Source organism: Wenyingzhuangia aestuarii, from assembly GCF_011927765.1.
Classification (GTDB): Bacteria; Bacteroidota; Bacteroidia; order Flavobacteriales; family Flavobacteriaceae; genus Wenyingzhuangia; species Wenyingzhuangia aestuarii.
The window spans coordinates 19,418-41,910 of record NZ_JAATJG010000005.1 but is presented as its reverse complement, the minus strand read 5'-3'; the positions used below and the strand labels follow the sequence as shown (position 1 = coordinate 41,910).

Genomic DNA, 22,493 nt, shown 5'->3' with positions numbered 1-22,493 from the left:
TATAGCTGTATGGATTTATAGAAAAAAGAAAAACAACAATAAAGCAATAGAAGTAAGTATGTAGACGAATACTTTTTTCTTTAAAGAGGTTAATTTTTGATTGATATACTGTAATTCTTTATTGTTTTCATCAATTTTAGCGATTACACCTATAGTTTTTTTAATTTCTTGTAAAAAGGAATCGTCTTTTTTATTGATGTAGTTTACAGCTCCTTTTCTAATTAATTCTATTCCCAATTTGATATTAGAAAGGTTAGAAAACAAAATAATGCTAACGTTTGGTAGCATAGAGGTAATGCCTTTGTAAAAATTTAAAAAGGCATCATTCTCTTTATTGATGTCTGGATCTATTAAAATAATATCGGGTTTGTTTTCCAAAGCCACTAAAAAATCACTTTGATTGTTAAAACATGAAACACGATACGATTTAGACGTTTCTAATTCTTTTTTGATGATATTTGATAAAATTGAGTTGATGTCTAGAATAAAAATATTTTTCATAGCTGTAGATTTATATAGTTATTAAATTTTTAGGTCTTACTAAAATTTGTTTGCTGTCGTAAAGACTTTTTAAATAGACCTGGTGTTCCATTCTCTTTTTAATGTTTTGTTGTACTCTTACAATAATTAATAAGGTAAACCCTATAATGGCAGAGACTATTAACATCATACAAATTTGAATAGGAGAGTTGTTTGTGCTTAGTAAAATATACGTTTGCGTATAAAAGAATAAACTAATAGCTGTAGTTAAAGCGGGTATTTGAATACTTGGAATTTGTGTTTTTAATAAATAATGATGTAAATGATTTCTGTCTGCTTTAAATGGAGAATTTCCTTTTAAAATACGTATACTCATTACTCTTACAGTATCAATCATTGGTAAAAAAAGCAATCCGAATAGTAACAAATAATTGTATTCGTTAGGAATGTTTCTTAATAATTCAGTAGCATTGTTGTTTAAAATTACATGAGCTATGGTGGCAATGGTAAATCCTAAAAACAAGGAACCCGTATCTCCCATAAAAATTTTAGCAGGGTTTACATTGTAGTATAAAAAAGCCAGCAACACTCCAATAATAGAAATACTGTAAATAGCCCAGGTGTAATTGTGTTGAATGATTAATAGAATTGCAAAAATGGCTAAGACTAATAAAGCAAAACTTCCTGCGAGTCCATCTAGCCCGTCCATTAAATTGAAAGCATTGGTAAAGCCAACAATAAAAATGAACGAAACTATGTAGTTGATGATGCTGTAATCAGATCCAAAAACATTGATGGGATTTATTTGGGTAAGTACTATAAGGGTGCATATGAATTGAACTAGAAATTTTGTTTTTGCCGATAAGTCAAATCTATCATCAATAAAACCGACCAACAGTAGTATAAACGCACAAAGCGAAATGACTAAAGAGGTGCTATCTGTATAAAAAAAGGTGATAGAAGAAATTATGGTTAAAGCAAATAAAAGCCCTCCAGATGATGGAGTTGATTCCTTGTGTAATTTGCGTTCGTCTGGTTTGTCTACCTGATTGTGTTTCTTAAAAAAATAAATTAGTTTAGGAGTTAATACATAAGCACTTCCTAAAAAAAGACTAAAAACAAGTAGACTTGTTATAGAGAACATTATAGCTGATTGTTGTATGAAAGTTTCCATCATAATTTAGTTATTAGTGTTCTGGTAAAATAATTTGGTGTTAGATAAGTGTGCGTATCCGTTATGTACAAGTTTGTTGTAATCCCCTTGTTGATAAGCATTTTTTAATTCAGGTTTTTTGTAGTTGTAATCAAAAGCTTTAAAAATAGAACCATATCTATTGCTAATGTATTTCCAGGTATATCTAAACCTAGCAATATGTCCCATTTCCTTTCCAATTTTTCTTAATGTAGTGTAAGACGTGTTTTCTAATAAGTATTGTAGCTCGTTTACATCTTTAAAATACAAGCATTGGTTAGAGGTTGTGGCTCTATTATAGGATACATCAAAACTTAGAATGGGTAGGTTTAAATACATAGCCTCTACTAATGATGGATTGGTACCACCAGCACTGTGTCCGTGTATATAAACAAAACAATTGGCTCTTAGTTTATTTAATTCTTTTTGATTGTAGATAGGGTCTAAAAGATGAATGTTTTTAAAAGATTGATATGTTTCTTTTAAGGTAATTCCGTATTGGCTTTTTGCCCAGTTACCCACAATTACTAAAGTTTTAGAAGGAGTTTTAGAAAACGTTTCTAAGACCATAGATAAGTTGTTTTCTGGTTCTATTCGGGCTACTTTAAAAGCATAAGGACTGCTTAAAAAAGGATATTTTATTACATCGTTATTGGTCATGTTTTCTTGAGTAACATGATCTGCTCCATAAGCAATAAGATGACTTGCTGTTTTGTAATAAATAGCTGTATATCTTTTAATGGCTTCATTGTCGGTAATATCTGCATCGGAAAAACGGACTGCTGTTTTTTCAGAAAAATGTAAAAAGCGTTGTACCCATTTGTTCCATTTTTCTCTTCTCCATTCCAATCCATCAATATTTACAATTAGTTTTGTTTTAGAGAACCACTTTACAATTGGAGTAAAAATTCCAGCAGACACTCCTAACAAAAGAATTTGATCGGCAAAAAACATAGCGTGAATCATAGAAATTAAATCGTATAGAATACTACTAATCCCATTGGCACTAAGAGGTAAGTAATACATGTTGGCATTGTTCCATTTTTTTACTCTTTCTTTTTTGCTGTATAGTTTGGTGCTTGCGTAGACATACAAATCAAACTCTTGATTTAGGTTTACTACTAAGTGTTCTACTAAGGTTTCAAATCCACCGTATCTTGCAGGTACTCCACCTGTTCCTATAATTGCTATTTTTTTCTTAGTTGCCATAATAAATATCTTTGTATGTACTATTACCATAACATTGCCACAAATAAAAACCCCCGTAAAACGGGGGCTGTAGCGATTTTGTAGTAAAAAAGAAGTTGCATTTTGAGACGGTATTCCCAAATATGGAATTTAGGAAAGAATGTTTTTTTTCCATTTTTCTTTAAAAACCTGTGTGGTAAACTTTTTATCAAAGGTAATTTTGGCTCTTTGGCTCAGTATAGGAATTAGCTCTGGAGTTTTTATTAGTTTTACGATACTATTAGAAAAATAGGTAGCATCATCTGCAGGAATTATAAAACCATCTTCCTGATCTGTAATGGCTTCTTTAGCTCCTCCTGTGTTAGAGGCAATGACTACTTTACTTGCAGACATGGCTTCTAGTACGGTGGTAGGAAACGGATCTTTCATTAAAGAAGGTACCAAACAAACATCGGCATTGCTAATTTCTTGTACAATGTTGTTGGTAAATCCTTTTAGCGTGATAAAATTTTCTAAGTTGTGTTTTGCAATTTGTTCTTTTAAATCATCTAACAAGTATTCCTTTCCTTTTAAGGTTCCACCCACTAAGGTAAAAGTAGCTTTGTTAAGCATATCTTTTGGAATTTTAGACAAAGCTTCTATTAGGTACCATTGTCCTTTTTCTGGTTTGATTCTCCCAAATAAATAAAAAGATATTTTTTTGCTTTCTATGGTTTTGCTAACGGTTTGTATGGTATCAATCCCATTATGAACCACTATGCTTTTTGCCTTTTTGTTTTTAGTAATTCTATGCAAATTGTCTTTCACAGCTTTGGAAACAGATATTACGGTATGGCTATATGTAAACGCTAGTTTGGCAGTAATGTATGCTGCTATTTTTGGACGTTCTAAAATTTCGTGAACGTGTGTAATAATTTTAACGTTAAACTTTTTAAGTAAAGGCAGTAGTAAAGAACAAGCTAGGGTGTTTACGTAAAACAAATTAAATTGGTATTTGTTGTTTTCTAAAACTAAGGTTTTGTTAAATTCAGCACTATTTTGTAAAACGGTTATTAGTCCCTTAGGGCTAAACATAGCTCTTGCAATTACGGGCATTTTAGGGTTGACAACAACAATGGCGTTAGGAATTTCTTGTAAAATATAGGCTTTTAAAACTCCCTCTGAGGGTAGGTAAATTACAGGAATAAAATCGGTTAATAATTTAGCAGCCAGTACCATAATTCTATCGGCACCGTATAATTCTGAACTAGGATGGAAAATAGCAATATGTTTCATAGTTTCTTTTTTTAAATGTTTTGATAAGCTTGATTGATCCTACTTGCTTTGTAGCTCCAAGTAAATTTGTTTTTGGCAAAATCTAGAGCATTTTTAGCGTAGGTTTGATGCATGTTTGAATTTAAAAACAATGTTTGTAGTGCTTTAGAAAAATCTACTACAGATTGATGGTAATCTCCATAAGGAACTTTTATGGCACAAGTATCATCACACAATTCTCCAGGACCATAATTGTCAAAACAAACTACAGGTACTCCATAGCTTAAAGCTTCTGGGATAACCATTCCAGCCCCTTCATGAGAACCAAAACAAAACACAGAAGAAGATTTGTAAATGTTTTCCATTTCTTTTTTTTCTACCCATTTGATAATTTCTACCGCATGTTCTATTTCTTCTTTTTTTATAATGCTCATCATCTTGGTAAGTTCTTCTCCTTTACCTACCAATTTCAGTTTTACTTTTTGTTGATCTCTTGAACTTAAACATTTGTAAAAGTTTGCAAAAGCTTTTATAGTAATGTCAAATCCTTTCATGTAAACAAATCTACCCACAGCTAGTACGGTAAATTTACTGTTGACTGTAGTGCTTGGAACCACAATTTTGTTGTTGGCTACTGCAGGTACAATGTGTATTTTTTTAGGATTTGCTCTTACAGATTTGTTGACTCCAGAATTGATGACAAAAATTCCTTTAGCTGTCCATTTAGAAATGTAAAAAAACGGATCTAAATTTCGCATAGCTATTTTTACGGTATTGTACAGTCTGTCTTTTAACCAGTTTTTAGTTCCGTAAATAGGTTTTAAATATTGTTTAGGCACAGGAGGATGATGTCCTATAGGCCCCCAAAAAACAGGTTTGTTTAACATCCATAAAAATTGAGGATGGCTATCGCTATGAAAATTTAAAGCATGAGAAATATCAAACTTTATGTTGTTTTTAGTGACAAAAAAAGGAATGAATAATTGCCAAAAATAGTAGTACAGCACATAGCCTCTTTCTCCTAATTTGTGTTTTAAATTCATAATCCCTTTAGGCAAATCATAATAATAAAAGTGCATGCTATTGGCAACCTCATCGTTTTGTTCAGCTAAATAACGATCTATTTCTGCTTGGTTATTTTTTCGGGTAATTACGTGTACCTGGTTTTGTTTGGCCAATTCTCTAGAAATATTCCATCCCGTTCCATCTTCGGAACCTTTGTAGGGGTTTACTGCGTAGGCTGTAATTAAAATGTTTTTCATAGTCTTATGTTTTTCGTACCTAGGCAGGGATTTTATAAATATTCTTAAAAATGGTTGCTACTGTTTGCGTTCTATCGTCATTTTTAATTTGAGTATAGATGGCTTTTTTCTGAGTTTTAAATTCGTTAAATAAAGATTGATAGTTTTTGTTTAGCGTTGTAATGTCTTTGGCCGATAATTCTTTTTTACGTTTTAGAATAACTTCTGGTGTATTGAATAAGTAAAAATTGTATTTAGGTTTTAAAATAAAGTAGAATAAAGATTTTATAATATTTCTGTTTAGTTGAATGTTAGATCTTTTAGAATCGTTGATGAAATCGTAATAATAACGGTCGTAAATCACAATTTTACCTCTTAGCACGTACTTACAATAAATATAAAATTGACCCAACAAGTAATCTACATAGTAGTAAGAAAAACGAACCACAGAACTTAGTGTACTTTTGTTTTTACCTTGTCTTGGCAATCTGTTACCGGCAGCTTCTTCGGCTTTTTTTGCGCTACCACCGTGTTTTAAAGCACTTATTATTGGCAGTACTCCTGGTCTGTGTCTAAGTAATACTACTTTTTTACGGTAAGTGGTTTCTAAGTTTTCTTTTACATCATTAATAATGGTTGTTTTACCAGCACCATCTACTCCAGAAAAAGTTACAATAAATCCTTTGTTTTTAGTTAGGTCTGTGTAAATATCTTTGATGTATTTTAATTTTAAAACAAAACTTTCTCCAATTGATGTTTTAACTTTTTTTAGTTTTTTTCTTTTATCATTAGAGTATTTAAAAGAGTCTAACAGGTTGGTGAAATTAGCGTTGTATTTGTTGTTAAAGTAACTTAAATAGTAATTGTCTAAATGAAGTTCTCTAAGTCTGTTGCTGTACAGTAATTGGTATTTGTATGGTACATCTGCTTTGTTAAGAGTATAAAACTGTTGTATGTACTCTAAGTCATCTATAATACTAGGAACTTTAACACCGTTATTATATGTGCTATTTTTAAGAATGCTGTACAGGTTTAAATAACGATGTCCTTTTCGTACAAAATCAAAAATCATATCTACACTTAAAAAAGAATTGTCAATAAAATGTATTTCCAAAGTGTGCATAAATGTTTTCTTTTTAGAAACACTATAAGCTACAGAAGGATGGGTGTTTACAAACGTTAAAATAGCTGGAATGTCTGTTTTAAGAATGGCAAGGTCAATATCAGAATTGTTAGGTAAACTAGCCAAACTGTGGTTGGTGTGTTTTAGTACAGCGTAGTTAATTGTATTTAACTTTACTTGAAGTTCTATGATAAATGGAGTTCTCATGTTTGTAGCATTTTTAGGAGTTGAAATTTTTAGAAGAGATTGAAACCATTGTGTAATCATTTTTTCTTGATCTACAGAAACACTCTCTTGTTGATTTGTTAAAGCAATGTTTTTAGAAATAACATCTAACAGGTATAATTGATAAGCAATTTTTAAACTAAGGCTATTTGTTGTTGTTCCTTTTTGTAATAGCAATTGTTGAACCTCTAGAAATACATTGCTGTTATTCTTATTTATAAATGTGGCTGCTTGGTGGTAAAAATGAAAAATATCGTAATAAAGCGGTGCGTTTTCCATTTTCATTTCCCAATCGTAACAATACAGTTGGTTGTTTAAAATAGAGGTGTTCCAACCTGTAAAATCACCATGAGCAATGTGCCAGTCCAATACAATGTTGAGGTTTAAATTGGCTAAGATTTTTGGTAACTTTTCTACAATATTTTTAAAGTCTTTTTGAGGATGTAATTGAGCTATTCTGGCGGTTAAATTCTTATAGAACAAAGACTCTTTAATCCCTTCTTGATGCGTTGTTTTTTGTTGTAATTCTTGTACTGTATTAAAATGTTGATTGGTAAATCTAGCGGTGTTTTTCTGTCCTTTTAAGAAAATATTTGTCAATAATAGTAGGTTAGGTGTGTGTATTACATTTGGGCTAGTACATGTTTTTAAGTTTAACTTTTCAACGGTTACTAGGTGTTTTTTTTCGGTTTCTATTAATGTTTCAGTTTGTTTGTTTATTGCTACTTTGGCATAAGAAACTACTTTGTTGTTTTTATAAAATTGCACTACGGGTTTTCTCCAAAAACCTGGAGTTCCTGTAAAAACAGCATAGCTATGATAGTGTTCTGGATCTATATCATTTAAAAATACATAAGGAGCTTTGCTTAGTACCTGAAAGCTTGGGAATAGAAGACTGGAAAGGTGAAGTTTAAAAATAGTTTTTAGTCCTAGTTTGATAAGTGTACTCTTTCTATTTGTATTGTGATAAAAAGCTAAAAAATTAGTGCTGTTATCTTTTATTAAATAACGTAGTGTTCCATTGGGAGCTACTACTGTTTTAAAGTTTTGTTGTTGGTGATTTTTAGCGGTTAAGGTTTTAGAAAAATCAACTACATATTCATATTCATCTATGTTTATACTGTTGTTTGATGAGAAGTAAAAAAGAATAGAGGTTCCGTTTTGGGTAGTTGTTGGTTGCTCATCATAGTATACTTGTTCTAGAGCATCTACAATGCTAATACATGCATTTTGTCCTGCAAATAAAAGAGCAATTACCTTAAGGTCAGAATAGTTTGTTTTCTTAGAAATTTTCATAATACGTTCTTATGCTATTCCTTATTAGGAATAACATGCCAGAATGCCCATAGCTTGTATATACAGGGATTGTAACTGCATAAGAAAATTTAAGAAGCCCATATAGGGAACAAAATCCCATTTTGGGATTTTGTGATTTTAAGCTTAAAGAGGAGTTTTTAACTTTTTTAAACGAGCTTTTTCTAAGCTTGTTGTAAATTTTCTGTTTTTAAATAGGAACAGAAAAATTAAAAATTGCCAAAAAAGAATTCCATAATTAGCATCACCAAAAACACCAAATTCGGTAAGAGAATTAATCATTACTGGAATGGAAATGGCAATAAAAAAGTTTGCGTAACTGTCTTTTCTGTTGATGAAAAAGTTTCGGAACGTAAAAAATACTTGAAACAAGGCAATAAACAATCCTACAAATCCCAAATTCATTAAGACCTGCATAAACGTATTGTGTGTCATTTTACCAGGGTAGGTGTTTAATCCCTGGAAATAATCGGTGTAATTAATACGCATAAAGCCATAGCCAAAAAAAGGTTCTTTTACAATTCCTTCATTTAAAAGAGCTGTCCAAAAAGGCAATCTACCCGTCATACTCATTACTTCTTCTACACCACCTCCATCTTTAAAAATAATGGTTTTAATGGCAAAAGGAGTTACCATTGCCATGAGTACTACCATCGATATTTTTAGTTTTTTATTGTCGGATTTTAAGATTAGGATTCCTAAAATTAAAAGAAAACCTATGAGAGATGATCTACTAGAAGTCAGTCCTAGAATTACTAAGGCACTTATGATTACAAGAATAGGGTAGAACTTTTTTTTATGATGTGATAGTCTGGTATAACCTAAAGCCCCTAGAATACTAGACAGCATTCCTAATTCGTTAGGATTCATAATCCATCCGCCCAATCTAATTTCTTCACCCCCACGCATTTCTCTGTAGAAATAATCAGGCAATGCAAAAGATCCAATAATAAAAATAAGGATGATAGGAAAAATGGCATTGACGAATAGTTTGGTTAAATCTATTTTTTTAGCCGGATAATAAGTGTTGATTGTATAGACTACTTTGTAAAAATAATATACAAATACAAAACTTTCAAAAGTCATAAACCATTGTAGTGCAGAGTAGGCAGGATCTGTAGACCAGGTAAAAGAGACAAAACCTAAAAAGAGATACAAGCTGTAAAAAACTAAAGCAAAGGAGTTTTTAATTTCTAACAAATCTATACAACCGTATGATTGTAGTTTTTTTAAAATATAAAATACGGTTATTGTCATCCCTACACGAGAAATGACTTTAAAAATTTGAGTAATTATTTTTACATCGGTAATGGTAAAATACCCTCCAATCTTTAGGAATAAAATAAGGGTTAATATCCCCGAAATATTTCTTAATAAGTAAGATTCTTTTTGTTGCATGGCCAAACTTATGATGCAGTATATACTTGATGTAATAAGTTAATTATTTTATTCCATTCAAAATCATTTTCAATCATTTTAAGTGCATTTTTTTTATACCCTCTTAGTTGATTTTCTTTTTTGATGTCCATTATTTTTAAAAGAGATTCTTCAATTTCTGCTGGAGTATTTTCTTTTAAGACCCAACCCGCCTGATGATTGGTTACATAGGTTTCTAAATTAGTTTCTTTGCTAATTAATACGGGAGTACCCACACTAGCAGCCTCTAGTACTGCTCCTGGTAACCCTTCGTTTCTAGAGGTAAGGCAAAGAACATCTAGATTGTTTAAGGTATTAAACTTGTCTTTGTCAAATTTAGCTCCTTCTAAAATTACCAAATCTTCTAGCTGTTTTTCAGTTATTATTTTTTGTAAATCTTGCATTTCTCCGCCGCTACCAATAATGTGTAATTGAACATTGTTGCTTGTTTTAAATTTAGATAAAGCGGTTAATAGTATGTCAAGTCCTTTGGTTTCAATATCTATTCTTCCTAAAAAACCTAGGTGTAGTTTTGTGTGGTTAGGTACGTTATAAAAATCTATATTTAAATTTTGTCCATTAGGAATAATGGTAATATTTGCTTTTTTAAAATAGCGTAGTGTTCCTTTTTTTTCTGAAAAGCCTAAAAGTTGTATGGCCTTGGCATTGTTCACTATAAAAGATTCAAACAATTTTATGTACACATATTTACTCCATTTAGACTTTTGTAAAGCCTTTAGGTTATAAGCTCCGTGAGGAGTATATACATAGGGAATGTTGTGTTTTTTTAACCTTTTGGCAATTTTATAAAATTGAGGAATAAAGGCTCCATGAATATGAATTACTACGTTGCTTCCTTTTAGTTGATCTATGGCTTTGTAAAGACTTTCATCAATTGTAAATTTATGAGCATGATCCTTAAATAAAACCGTTTTGTATTTTCTTTCTGGATAGTTGTGTTCTTGGCTAAATGAAATTCCCCATAAGGTAGTATCTATTCCGTTTTCTGCCTGACAGTTAGCAATGCTGTTTACCACTTTGTTTACTCCGTTTTGTCTGTTAGGATTTCCTTTTCCAAGTACGATATGTATTATTCGGATATGCATTTTTTAGTAAAGTTTAGCGTGATGATATAGGTTGATACGGTCATGATTTGTAGGATTATAAATCCATAGACAACTCCTAGTATTCCGTAGTTACTAACTAGTGGAGTGGCAATAATAGCCGTAGTAATCATGGTAATTACATAAGCTATAAATATGGAAAAATTCAATCGCAATGTTTTAATTACAATTTGTGATATGGTTCCTAAGAAAACAAACACATAAATAACAATGAAATAGTTTATTAAATAAGAATGTTGAATGTATTCCGATCCGTAGATAATAGAAATTATATTTTTTCCAAATAGTTTTAATGCTAATAAAATAAGCAAGTAGCCCATACCCACGTAAATGGTTACCTTTTTTATATAGGTATACAAGGCTTTTTTACCTCCTTCGTTAAACAAAAATCCTGCTTTGGGAGGGATGATGTTTTCTAGGGTAGAGAATAGTACATTTAAAATACCCATTAAATTTTGAAAAATTTTAATAATTCCTACAGCCCCTGTACCCAATAAAGAAGCCGCAATAATAATGAAATAGTTCCCAGAAAACCATTGTAAAACCGTTGTGGTTAGTAAATGCTTTGCATAGTTCCAGTTTTCTTTATAAGGCAATTCTTTAGTGCTAAAAGAAGTGCTGTTTTTTTCTTTAAGAAAGTAAAAAGTACAATTACTTACCAGTATACAAGCTAGTAGAGTAGCTACAATTTCATGGATTGTAACGGTTTTGTATAACGATATTAAAAATAGTAGCGGAGTTTGAAATAAATAACCACTAATATCTAAGAATAATACTTTTTTGTTTTGTCCCTTCGCATAAAAATATTTTCGATGAACATCGTGTTTTATAAACAGTACCACAACTATAGGAAATAGCCAGAACCAAGTTCCTTTTTCTAGATTTTCATCAAAATAAGTATAAATGCTCATTCCCATATAAATAACAGGCAATAGCGCTATTAAAATATAGTTAGATAAATGGATACTTTTTTCTAGGTACTGGTTTTTATCTTTTTTTTCTTGAGACAAGACTTGCATAGGAAGTCCTATATAAGCAATAGAAAGCCCTTGTAAGAATAGGTAGACCATCCAGAATAAAGAAAACTGACCATAGGTAGCTACTCCACTAAAACGAGTAATTAAGATAGCTAAACAAAAGTTAGTACCACTAACAATTCCTTGATCCAAAAAGGCAAACAAATGTTTGGTGTATTTTAGGTAACGTGGGGTCATTTTATGAGTAGTATTTGTAGTAATGTTTAATTTTTGCCATAAACCCTTTTGGAGTTTGTTTGTAGTGCAATTGTGCTCCAAAAAAGTTTCCAGAATAACTACTTAAAATAGGAGCTTTGTTAAACACAATTCCCATGTTGTCGTACTTATAGTCTTCTTTAATATTCTCTATGTTGGTTAGGTATTGCACTTTAGATTTGTTAGAACAAACCACGTATAAACACTTTGTGCAATATTTTAATAAGGTTAATGCGTTGATGGAAATAATAGACCCAGGAGAATCTATAATAACTATATCATAAGCATTCTGAATAGAGGTAATTAAAGTCTCCATGTTTTTATGAGACAAAACTTTAGTCCCGCTACTCTCTTTTGCAGTTAAGCCAATACTGATGTAGTTTTGTGTTTTTACAACTTGTTTTTCTGTTAACAAATCTTCTAAACTTTGCTCTATGGTTTGAGTTTTGTGATAAGGGTTGATATCTATGGTAGCAACCGAGTATCCCATTTCCAAATAGGTTTGCGCTAAATTTTCCGAAATGTATGTTTTTCCCTCTTGTTTGATGGATGAGGTTATTAAAAAAGTCTGTTTTTGACCGTTAGATTTTAATTTAAGATTTGTTGCCAGTGTGGTGAATCCCAAATTAATTTCTTGTGGATTTTTAGTATCTGTAATAACTCCAATAACGGGAGTTGCAGTATGTTTTTCAATATCTGTTTTGTCTTGAATGGTTCCTTTTAAATACTTTTGACTATACACGGCAAATAAGCCGATAAAAATTCCTAACAATCCTAAAACAAAAGTGATTAGTGTTTTGTTTGGAGATACAGGTTTTTTAGCCACGGTAGCTTCTTGAATAATTCTATGAAAAGAGATTAATGCAGATGAGGCTATTTGAGCTTCTAACTTTTTTTGGGCTAAGAAAGAATACACAGATTCGTTTATCTGAAAATCTCTTTGTAGCATACGCAATTCACGCTCTCGAGTAGGCACATCGTCAAACTGCTTGCTCATTACATCAATTTTAGATTGAATTTCGAACCTTTTGGTTTTAATGTTTCTTTTGTTTTGTGTAATTGCTTCTTTAATGTAGTCTTTTACATCATCAATTTTTTGTTGTGTGTTGGTTACTTTCGGATGATTTTCTGTGTATTTAAGTGTTAAATCCTTTTTTTCATCAGAAAACAATTTTAATTTTTTTACCAATTCTGTTAAGGTTAAATCTCCAAAACCAAATAAAATAGCGGTTTCATCGTAATAATCACCAGAAGAAATATAAGCCTCTAAATCTATAATAGATTTTTCTTCTAATTCCAATTGAATAGCTTGCAATTGTAAATTAGACAAACCTCTTATTCCAGTTTCGGTTTCTTGTAAAATGTTAATAACCTTGTGTTTTAATTTATAAGCTTCTAAGTTGTCTTCGGATTTGGATAGCATTTTTTGAATTTCTAACATTCTTTGGTCTACAAAATCCAATGTTTTTTTTGCGGTTTTAGACTTGGTAGAAATGTAATCTTGAATGTAAATGTTGCATAAAGTATTGCTAAAATCTGCAGAAAACTCAGGAGATTCGGTTTTCATAACCACTCTAATAATAGGAATTTCTTTGTCAACAGCTTTTACATCTAATTGCTCTTTAATTACTTTAGCCCACTTGTTTATGCTTCTAATTTCAAATTCGTAAGTTCCTACTATATCTAATTTTTTGTTGTTAAGAACCTTTGTGTTTAAATCTATAGTTAATTCCGAATTGTTTACTAAAAAAGGCTTTCCAAAAGTAGCTTCTACTAGTACTGTTTTGCTGTCTTCTTCAAAAATTTTAAATTCAGAATTAGAGCTAACAACTAAAGTGTATATTTTGTCGTAAGCTGTAAAATTATTTTTGTTGTATGTAAACAAAAGGGGAGTTTCTTTGTATAATTTGGTCTTTTTTAAAGTTCCTATCCTAGATAAGTATACATCTAACTCAAGTTTGTTAATAGCTTGTTTTATAAGTAATGATGATTTTAAAACTTCTGCTTCGGTTTCTATTTTATGCTCTCTGGCAAACAAATCAAAATCTTCAAATAAATTGTTAGAAGACAATCCGTTTTTGCTATCATCTAATTTAATTTTGGCAATACTTTGGTATTGAGGTACACTGTATTGAATTATTTTTTTAGCAATAAACAACGCTATCAAAAGGGATCCAATAATAATAGGCAATCCTTTTACAAAAGGAACAATTAATCTTTTAAGTCGTTGAATTTCTAACATAATTATTTTTTTAACACAGAGTAAATAATTCCAAAAGCAGTAATTAATGAGGCAAAAGGAATAATACTTGGAGCCTTTAAATCGGTTTGTTTTCCTTTTTTAGAGGGTATGTACACAATATCTCCTGCTTGTAGATAGATGTTTTTTTGAGAAAGTTGATTTACCTTGTTTAAGTTGACAATTAAGGTGTTGTTGTTTCTAATTACTTTGATACGTTTTACATTTCCGTAAAAGTTAATACCCTCTGCTTTTCCAATAGCTTCTACCAAAGTGAATCTTTCTTTTTCTAACAAATAATTACCGGGTGATTTTACTTCTCCTAAAATGGTAATTTCTCTATTTAAGACTTTAATTTCTACAATTGGATCTTGAATATTTTTTGATAATATACGCTCCACCTGTTTTTCTGCTTGCTTAATGGTTAGTCCTGCAATTTTTCTTTTACCTATATAAGGAATGGTAGCTGTAGAATCTTTTTTAATTAAGACCCATTTACCAAAAGACTCGTTGGTATTGTAAATACTAAAAGAAGATCCTATACTTAAATCATCATGGTTCCAAACACTCACAGAAATTTTATCATCGGGTTTCAGAATGTGTTCTGAGTCTGGTGTTAGGTATTCAAAATTTTGTGCTGTTTCTTGACCTTCAAACAAATTAACGGTCTTACATGAGAATAGTAACAGAGTTGTTGTTAATATCAAAAATAGTTTCATCGGTTTATAATATAAAATTTAACAATCCTCTTTTTTTCTTCTTTTGAGTTTTGAGTTTGTTTAACTGCCCACAATCATTTATAATTTGTAATAATTTCTCAGGAGTATCATCACTGTTTTTTATCAAGTAATCGGTAGCTCCATATTTAAGTGTTTTTACAGCTATTTGTAACTCTTCTTGCCCTGATAACATTAAAACATGAATATCTGGATAGGTAGATTTTAAATCTTTTAAAACTTCAAACCCGTTGGTATCTCCAAGAAAATGATCCAAGAAAATAATATCAGGTTGTTTGTGTGCATTGTTGATACAATCTTGACCTGTATGAAATTTTTCTATTTGGTAAGAACCAACAGCCTCTATTTTGTTTTCTAAAATGTTAGCATAAAAAATATCATCGTCTACAATAAAAATATTTTTAATCATCATGGCTTTTCTATTTAGTTGTTATTTACTATTAAATTATCTTGTTGTTTTATAGTAAGCCTAAATAGTGCCATTATTCAAACCCTTTGATTATAAAGGGCTTGAGGTTTTTTATGTTTTCTGTTTTGTCCCAAAATGGGATGGTATTCTAGTTTTAGGAATGTTTATCTAAGTGATTTTTACATTCTTTTTTTAAGGTTTTTAGCATGGAAATAAATTTATCTAGCAATTCGGGATTGTTTACAAACTCTTTAAATTCAATTTTTAAGACTAATTCTTGCATTTCTAAGGTTGATAAATAACCGATAGAAGGTTTTATTTTATGAGCTATTTGACTGATGACATTACAGTCTGTAGTTTCGCTAAGTGTTTTTAACTCTTGTTGACTAGTTTCATTAAATATATGTAGCATTTTAATTACAAAAGCCATGTTTCCGTGTGCTAACTCCTCTAGTTTGTCTATATGCAATAAAGGTTTGATGTTTTTACTTTTTTTAATGATGTGATTTTTAGAAACTAAATTTTGAATTTTACTTTTTAGTTCTTCCTCTTTAAAAGGTTTGGTAATTGCATCATTCATTCCTACCTCTAAACATTTTTGAATATCGGCTTTCATCGCATTGGCTGTGAATGCAATAATTGGAACGTTAGATTTTAAGGTTTGTCTAATTTCTTTAGTTGCTGTAATTCCATCCATAACAGGCATTTGCATGTCCATTAACACAATATCAAACTCTTCTTGTTTAATTTGTTCTACAGCCTCTAAGCCATTGTTAACTGTTTTGTGTTGTACTTTCCAAATCGTTAAGGTTTCTTGAATTACAAGTTGGTTGATAGGGTTGTCTTCTACAATTAGTATTTTGGTTGCAGACCAATCCTTTGCCGTAAAAACAGTTGTTTCTTCTTTTTTTGTGTTTTTCTTTTTCTTTTCGGCAATTGTAAAAGGTAGGGTAAAGAAAAAGGTAGATCCTTTGTTAAGGTTAGAGGTTACTTGAATGGTTCCTCCTAAAAGTTCTACCAATTTTTTACTAATGGCCAATCCTAAGCCAGAACCTCCGTAAGTGTTAAAGGTATTGGTAGACTCTTGTGTAAATTCATTAAATATTTTGTCTATTTTATCTTGGGCAATTCCCTTACCGGTATCTATTACAGAAAACTTAATAAGGTGTTGGTTCTTTTTGATAGAAACTAACTCTAAAAGAATTTTAACATAACCAATAGAAGTAAATTTAATGGCATTGTTTGCTAAGTTTATAATTATTTGTGTTAATCTAAGCTCGTCCGATATGTAATGATTTTCTATGTTTTTATCTACAGAAATTAATAGGGGTAATTCTTTTTGTTGCGCTTGATAATCTAGCGTAGCATGAATGTTATTAAGAAAGTTTTTAAGTTTAAAAGGCTTGTTGTTAATACTTAATTGATCTTTTTCAATTTTTGTAATATCAAGAATATCGTTTACAAGCAATAATAAATTGTTGGCAGATTTGTTTATATTGTAGGTGTATTTTTTTTGAGTTGGATTTAAGTCTGTTTTTAGCAACAAATCTGTTAAACCCACTACAGCATTTAATGGAGTTCGTATTTCGTGACTAACTTTTGCAAAAAACAATTCTTTAGATTTAGATGAAGCCAAGGCTTTTTCATTCGCCTTTTTTAAATCCTCCTCCATTTTTTTTCTTTCGGTAATATCTAAATGAATTCCTACCGACCCTGTTTGGTTTCCTTCGGTATCATAAAAAGGAGCACCACTTATAATTACCCAAATGTATTCTCCTGTTTTTTTCTTTATTTGTACTTCATATACATCGGCTACTTTGTCTTTTCTTTTCTCTTCTTGTAGCTGCATTAGTGCATAAGAATCTGGATGTAAAAATTCATAAGGATTTTTTCCTATTAATTCCTTTTGCGTATACCCAGTAAGTGTGCTAAAAGAAGAGTGTGCTTTGGTAATTATTCCTTTGGTATCTACTTCTAGGATCCCAAATTCTAAGCTTTCAATAATACCACGGTACTTTTCTTCGCTTTGAATGATACTTTTCTCTAGCTGTTTTCTTTCGGTAATATTTCTTGCAATGGCAATAAATCCAGAAATTCCTTCTTCTTTATATATAATTTGTACATTCTGACCTAGCCAAATATCTCTTCCTTCTTTGGATTTAATTTTATATTCAAAATAGGTAGATTCTTGTTGCATTTCTATTTGCTCAGAGTAAAAACTTTCTACCTCTACCTTATCATCAGGATGTACAAAATAAGTAAAGCTTTGACCTATAATTTCTTCTGCAGTAAATCCAGATATAAGTTCGGTCATAGGATTTACAAAGGTAAAACAACCCTTAGGGTCTAATCTGTAAATAATATCGGTAGCCTTGTTCACAAAAGAACTAAACTCTTGTTCTATTATTTGTTTTTGCTTTAGCCTATCCACCAATTCAACTTCCAAGTTATTGTTTAAAAACTTGAGTTGTTCATTGGTGTTGTAAAGCTCTAGAGATTTATCTTCTAATATTTTTTCAGCTTGTTTTCTAGCTTGTTTTTCTCTTAGATACGCTTTTTTATAAAAACTTTCCTCATTACTCAAAACGCTCAATTTTAATGTGTGCTTTTTGCCCTTCGTCTTCTAATTTTAGAACCTCTATTTTAATGTTAGGTTCATTATAATATTCTGCAGCTCCCAAAATTAAACCTATAGCAAAGTCAGACATTTTGCGAGTAGATTGATATAATAGAGTCATTTTATTATCAATTATTTCTGAATCAAACTTAGGAAGTTCTGCATCGGGATATAGTTTTAGAACTTCTACATGAATGTAATTATCAATAGAATCTAAAAAAGAGAAAAGGTCTTTTTCTTTCATAAACTGTGGATATCCATTACTTAATACGGTAAAGAAGTATTTTCCATAAACTTTAAGTAGCTCTGGAATTGGAATCTCTTTTAATTCGGATAGTTTTTGTACCATCATAAAAATATCTTTATGACTGTAGGTACCTACAGCGGTGTATATTCCTTCTGTAGACAATTCACACTGATCTATAATTTGTTGTACTGTTTCTATTCCAAATTGTTCTTCAACCAATTCTAAAAACTCTGTAAATACGATTCCCTTCATCTTAAATAGTTATTTCTTTATTTTGCATCATTCTATAGATTGTTGATTTTCCAATCTGTAGAATTTTTGCTGATTTAATCACGTTTTTGTCATTATTGTCTAGAACATTCTGTACAATTTTGGCTATATATTCTTTTAAACTTAATTCTTGAGTCATTAAATTAGATAGAGAATCTCCGTTTACTCTTAAAGAAATATCCTCTTCTTGAATCACATTTCCCTCACTCATGACCACAGCCAGTTCCATTAGCGCTTTTAGTTCTCTAACATTTCCTGGAAATGGATATGCATTTAGTTTGGCAACAGCATTGTTGCTTAGTGTTTTGGTAGGCATACCGTTTTCTGCACAAAAATTGTTTAAAAAGTAGTTGGCTAATAAAACAATGTCTCCGTCTCTTTTTCTTAATGCAGGTATTTTAATAGGAATTCCTAACAATCGGTAGTACAAATCTTGACGAAAATTACCATTACTCACTTCTTCTAATAAGTTTTTATGAGTAGCAATAATTACCCTAGAATTTAAAGGGATTTTGGAATTTCCACCCACTCTAACAATTTCTTTTTCTTGTAAAACTCTTAACAATTTGGTTTGTACGTTTAAATCCATTTCACCAATCTCATCTAAAAAAATTGTTCCACCGTTGGCTTCTTCAAATTTTCCAATACGTTTGTTACTAGCCCCTGTAAAAGCTCCTTTTTCGTGTCCAAAAAGTTCGCTTTCTATCAGTTCACTTGGAATGGCAGCAACGTTTACCGCTACAAAAGGTTTGTTTTTATTTTTAGAATTGTAATGAATAGATTTGGCAACCACTTCTTTACCTGTTCCCGTTTCTCCGGTAATAGAAACAGTAATATTTGTTTTCCCTGCTTTTTCTATAAGTGCCGATATTTTTTTGATTTCGGTACTTTCTCCAATTAAATTGGTGAAATTGTATTTAGATTTTACCTCTTTTCTAAGTTGTTTAATCTCAGTTTGTAAATTCTCTTTTTCACGAATTTTAATAATGGCATTCCAAAGTCGTTCATTGGTATCGCTATCTTTTACCAAATAGTCATAAGCACCATTTTTTAAAAGACTAATAGCTGTGCTTACATCATTCTGACCCGAAATTATAATAATTTCAGAAGTTTTAAATTTTTCTTTTGCTTTTTTAAACAATTCAAGACCTTCAATATCAGGAATGTTATAGTCCAAACAAATTAGGTCGGGAGCTTTTTTTTGATTTTTTAAAAAACTCAATCCACTATCAAAACAACGAACAACATTGTCTGGGTTTAGTTCAAGATTATATTTTAACAATTCAGCGTACCACTTATCATCTTCTACAATAGATATGTTGAAGTTATTCATTCCATAAGTTTAATAATTTATAGGTATTTAAATTAAGTTATTTTTTTTAATTCCACAATAAAAATAAAAGGAACCAAGTTTCAAATTAAGATTTGTTTATTGAGCTGTGACTTTACAAAAAGTTGTATAAATTAGAAAAAGTTTCTAGTATATTTGCTCCTTTAGACAGTTGTATTAGTCATAAATAATAGGCCATTTGCCTTTGTAATTAAGTATTGATGAAAGTTTGTATTGCCGAAAAACCAAGTGTTGCCAAAGAAATAGCTTCTGTATTAGGAGCTAACGTACGATGTGATGGTTATTTTGAAGGAAATGGGTATCAAGTTACATGGACTTTTGGACACTTATGCGGATTGTTTGCTCCACACGAATACAAACCCCATTGGAAAAGTTGGAATTTAGATACTTTGCCCATGTTGCCAGAAAGGTTTGAGGTAAAGGTGATGGAAGACAAAGGCGTACAGAAACAATTTAGAACTATTAAATTTTTATTTGACAAAGCCGCTGTTGTTATCAACTGTGGGGATGCTGGAACTGAGGGAGAATTGATCCAGCGTTGGGTGATTAACCAAGCAGGTTACAAAGGAAAAGTAGAACGTTTGTGGATCTCTTCTTTAACAACGGAAGCGATTAAGGAAGGTTTTGAGAAGTTGATTCCAGCAGAAAAATATGACAACTTGTATTATGCAGCAAGTTCTAGAGCTATAGGAGATTGGTTGTTGGGAATGAATGCAACCCGTTTGTATACCTTAAAATATGGTAGAGATCGACAAGTATTGTCTATTGGTAGAGTACAAACCCCTACACTGGCTATGGTGGTTCATCGATTTTTAGAAATTCAGAATTTTAAACCCCAGCCTTATTGGGAAATTCAGACCCTTTATAGAGATACCGTTTTTAATAATGAGCAAGGACGATATTTAAAAAAGGAAGACGGAGAACAAACAATGGAATTGATTAAAGGGAAACCTTTAGAAATTGTTTCTGTAGAAAAAAAGAAAGGAAAAGAATACGCACCTAAATTATTTGATTTAACAGGATTACAGGTGTATTGTAATAATAAATTTGGGTTTACTGCCGATGAAACCTTAAAAATTACACAAGGTTTGTACGAGAAAAAAGTTGTTACCTATCCGCGTGTAGATACCACTTTTTTACCCAATGATGTCTATCCTAAAGTACGAGGAATTTTATCAAAATTAACCCAATATGCTAGGTTAACAGCACCTGTGTTGGCAGAGGCAAAAATCAAAAAATCAACCAAGGTTTTTAACGATAAAAAAGTAACCGATCACCATGCCATTATTCCTACAGGTATAGAAGAGCCTTTGCATGCCAATGCACAAAAGGTTTACGATATTATTACACGTAGGTTTATAGCCGTTTTTTATCCAGATAGTGATGTGTCTAATACTACTGTATTGGCTGAGGTTGAAAAAATAGGATTTAAAACCACAGGTAAAGAAATCTTATCAGAAGGGTGGAGAGTTGTTTTTAAAACTGCAGAGCAAAAAGAAGCTGCTGCTAAAAAAGCTGATGAAGAAGTGATTATGCCAACCTTTGTTAAAGGAGAGTCTGGAGAGCACGAACCCTCTTTCTTAGAAAAAGAAACCAAACCTCCCAAGCAATATACAGAGGCTACTTTGTTACGTGCTATGGAAACAGCAGGTAAGCAAGTAAAAGACGATGAACTTAGAGATTTGATGAAGGAAAATGGTATTGGAAGACCTTCTACTCGTGCCAATATTATAGAAACGTTGTTTAAACGAAATTATATAGAAAGAAATAAAAAGCAAATTTTGCCTACTTCTACAGGAATTCAATTAATAAGTACCATTCAAAATAAATTGCTAAAATCGGCAAGATTAACAGGGGAGTGGGAAAAGCAATTAAAAGATATTGAGAAAGGAACTTACAATGCTGCTACGTTTATTAACAACATGAAAAAAATGGTGGATGATTTAGTGGTAGAAGTTCGTTTGTCTAATCATAGACCCATTGTGATTGATGCAGTTAGCAAAACAACGGTTACAGCAGCTAAAAAACAAAGCAAGGGGATCATGGGGATGGAATGCCCAAAATGCAAGCAAGGCCATCTATTAAAAGGATCTAAGGCCTATGGCTGTAGTAAGTATAATGAGAATTGTGATTTTGTATTGCCTTTTGAGTTTCAAGGGAAAAAAATATCAGAAAATCAGTTCACAAGATTGTTAAGTAAAGGAAGTACGGTAAACTTAAAAGGTTTTGTAACTCAAGAAGGAAAAAAGGATGGAGCCGTTGTTTTTAATGATGCTTTTCAATTGATGTTAAAAACCAAAGAAGTAAAAGTAACTAAGGTTCCTGAGGTGTTAACCTGTCCAAAATGTAAAAAAGGAACTATTTTAAAAGGAAGTTCTGCCTATGGTTGTTCTAATTATAAAGCAGGCTGTGATTTTAAAATGGAATTTACAACTATAAAAAGCAAAGCAGGAGGTAAAGAACTTACTAAGGCTTTGGTTTGGGAATTGTTAAACTCTTAGTAGCAATAAGAGTTTTCAATTTTATCAAAAAAGAGACAAGTCTATTATAGGCTTGTCTCTTTTTTGATATGGACTTATTACTTTCTGTAATAAATATGTGAGAACCTTGTTCTAAAGTAATAATTCTGAATTAATTTGTAATTAAGAATTCCATAAGTGGCAATTAAAAAATACATAAATGAAAACTTAGACTGTATAAAACTTTCATTTAGAATGTCGTTTACCGTAAAGTAAAAAGAAAAAGTAATTAAGAACCAAATTGTAGTAGCGTTTATAATCAATTTTTTTGTAGGGCGTTTTAACCAATTACGTTTTTTTCGCATTATTAATATT

Annotated in this window: 16 protein-coding genes; 1 reads left to right on the top strand and 15 read right to left on the bottom strand. The window is 31.1% G+C overall.

Annotated elements, in window-relative coordinates:
- Positions 1–15: 15 nt before the first annotated feature.
- From GGR97_RS06155 to GGR97_RS06085, 15 genes are all read right to left on the bottom strand, one after another.
- The gene (locus GGR97_RS06155; RefSeq protein WP_167897652.1) at positions 16–501 is read right to left on the bottom strand and encodes a response regulator; all 486 of its coding nucleotides are present in this window, start codon (positions 499–501) and stop codon (positions 16–18) included.
- A gap of 10 nt (positions 502–511) precedes the next feature.
- A complete protein-coding gene (locus GGR97_RS06150) occupies positions 512–1,654 on the bottom strand; it encodes a glycosyltransferase family 4 protein (protein ID WP_209272328.1) in 1,143 nt (380 codons plus the stop codon).
- Between the two features lie 6 nt (positions 1,655–1,660).
- Positions 1,661–2,881 carry a DUF1972 domain-containing protein gene (locus GGR97_RS06145; protein WP_167897650.1) on the bottom strand — a complete coding sequence of 407 codons (1,221 nt, stop codon included), beginning with the start codon at positions 2,879–2,881 and terminating at the stop codon, positions 1,661–1,663.
- A 129-nt stretch (positions 2,882–3,010) separates the two neighbouring features.
- Positions 3,011–4,135 (bottom strand): glycosyltransferase, encoded by a 1,125-nt coding sequence (locus GGR97_RS06140; RefSeq protein WP_167897649.1) that lies wholly within the window; start codon positions 4,133–4,135, stop codon positions 3,011–3,013.
- An 11-nt stretch (positions 4,136–4,146) separates the two neighbouring features.
- Positions 4,147–5,376 carry a glycosyltransferase family 4 protein gene (locus tag GGR97_RS06135; RefSeq protein WP_167897648.1) on the bottom strand — a complete coding sequence of 410 codons (1,230 nt, stop codon included), beginning with the start codon at positions 5,374–5,376 and terminating at the stop codon, positions 4,147–4,149.
- A 19-nt stretch (positions 5,377–5,395) separates the two neighbouring features.
- Entirely contained in the window at positions 5,396–7,999 is a 2,604-nt protein-coding gene (locus GGR97_RS06130) for a nucleoside/nucleotide kinase family protein (RefSeq protein ID WP_167897647.1), read from the bottom strand.
- A gap of 144 nt (positions 8,000–8,143) precedes the next feature.
- Positions 8,144–9,415, bottom strand: coding sequence for an O-antigen ligase family protein (locus GGR97_RS06125; protein WP_167897646.1), 1,272 nt, complete (start codon positions 9,413–9,415; stop codon positions 8,144–8,146).
- An 8-nt stretch (positions 9,416–9,423) separates the two neighbouring features.
- Positions 9,424–10,539 (bottom strand): glycosyltransferase, encoded by a 1,116-nt coding sequence (locus tag GGR97_RS06120; protein WP_167897645.1) that lies wholly within the window; start codon positions 10,537–10,539, stop codon positions 9,424–9,426.
- Positions 10,524–11,771, bottom strand: a complete 1,248-nt coding sequence (locus tag GGR97_RS06115) for a lipopolysaccharide biosynthesis protein (protein WP_167897644.1) — start codon at positions 11,769–11,771, stop codon at positions 10,524–10,526. The genes GGR97_RS06120 and GGR97_RS06115 overlap by 16 nt, the downstream gene beginning before the upstream one ends.
- 1 nt (position 11,772) lies before the next feature.
- Positions 11,773–14,031: an exopolysaccharide transport family protein gene (locus GGR97_RS06110; RefSeq protein ID WP_167897643.1), complete on the bottom strand. Its 2,259-nt coding sequence runs from the start codon at positions 14,029–14,031 to the stop codon at positions 11,773–11,775.
- Between the two features lie 2 nt (positions 14,032–14,033).
- Positions 14,034–14,747, bottom strand: coding sequence for a polysaccharide biosynthesis/export family protein (locus GGR97_RS06105; protein WP_167897642.1), 714 nt, complete (start codon positions 14,745–14,747; stop codon positions 14,034–14,036).
- A 4-nt stretch (positions 14,748–14,751) separates the two neighbouring features.
- Entirely contained in the window at positions 14,752–15,177 is a 426-nt protein-coding gene (locus GGR97_RS06100) for a response regulator (protein WP_167897641.1), read from the bottom strand.
- A 151-nt stretch (positions 15,178–15,328) separates the two neighbouring features.
- Positions 15,329–17,758, bottom strand: coding sequence for a PAS domain-containing hybrid sensor histidine kinase/response regulator (locus GGR97_RS06095; protein ID WP_167897640.1), 2,430 nt, complete (start codon positions 17,756–17,758; stop codon positions 15,329–15,331).
- Positions 17,751–18,290, bottom strand: coding sequence for a heme NO-binding domain-containing protein (locus tag GGR97_RS06090; protein ID WP_167897639.1), 540 nt, complete (start codon positions 18,288–18,290; stop codon positions 17,751–17,753). Before GGR97_RS06090 ends, GGR97_RS06095 begins: the two co-directional genes overlap by 8 nt.
- 1 nt (position 18,291) lies before the next feature.
- Positions 18,292–19,641: a sigma-54-dependent transcriptional regulator gene (locus GGR97_RS06085; RefSeq protein ID WP_167897638.1), complete on the bottom strand. Its 1,350-nt coding sequence runs from the start codon at positions 19,639–19,641 to the stop codon at positions 18,292–18,294.
- 218 nt (positions 19,642–19,859) lie between these two features.
- Between GGR97_RS06085 and GGR97_RS06080 the strand changes: the two genes are divergently transcribed.
- Positions 19,860–22,160: a type IA DNA topoisomerase gene (locus GGR97_RS06080; RefSeq protein ID WP_167897637.1), complete on the top strand. Its 2,301-nt coding sequence runs from the start codon at positions 19,860–19,862 to the stop codon at positions 22,158–22,160.
- The last annotated feature ends 333 nt before the right edge of the window (positions 22,161–22,493 follow it).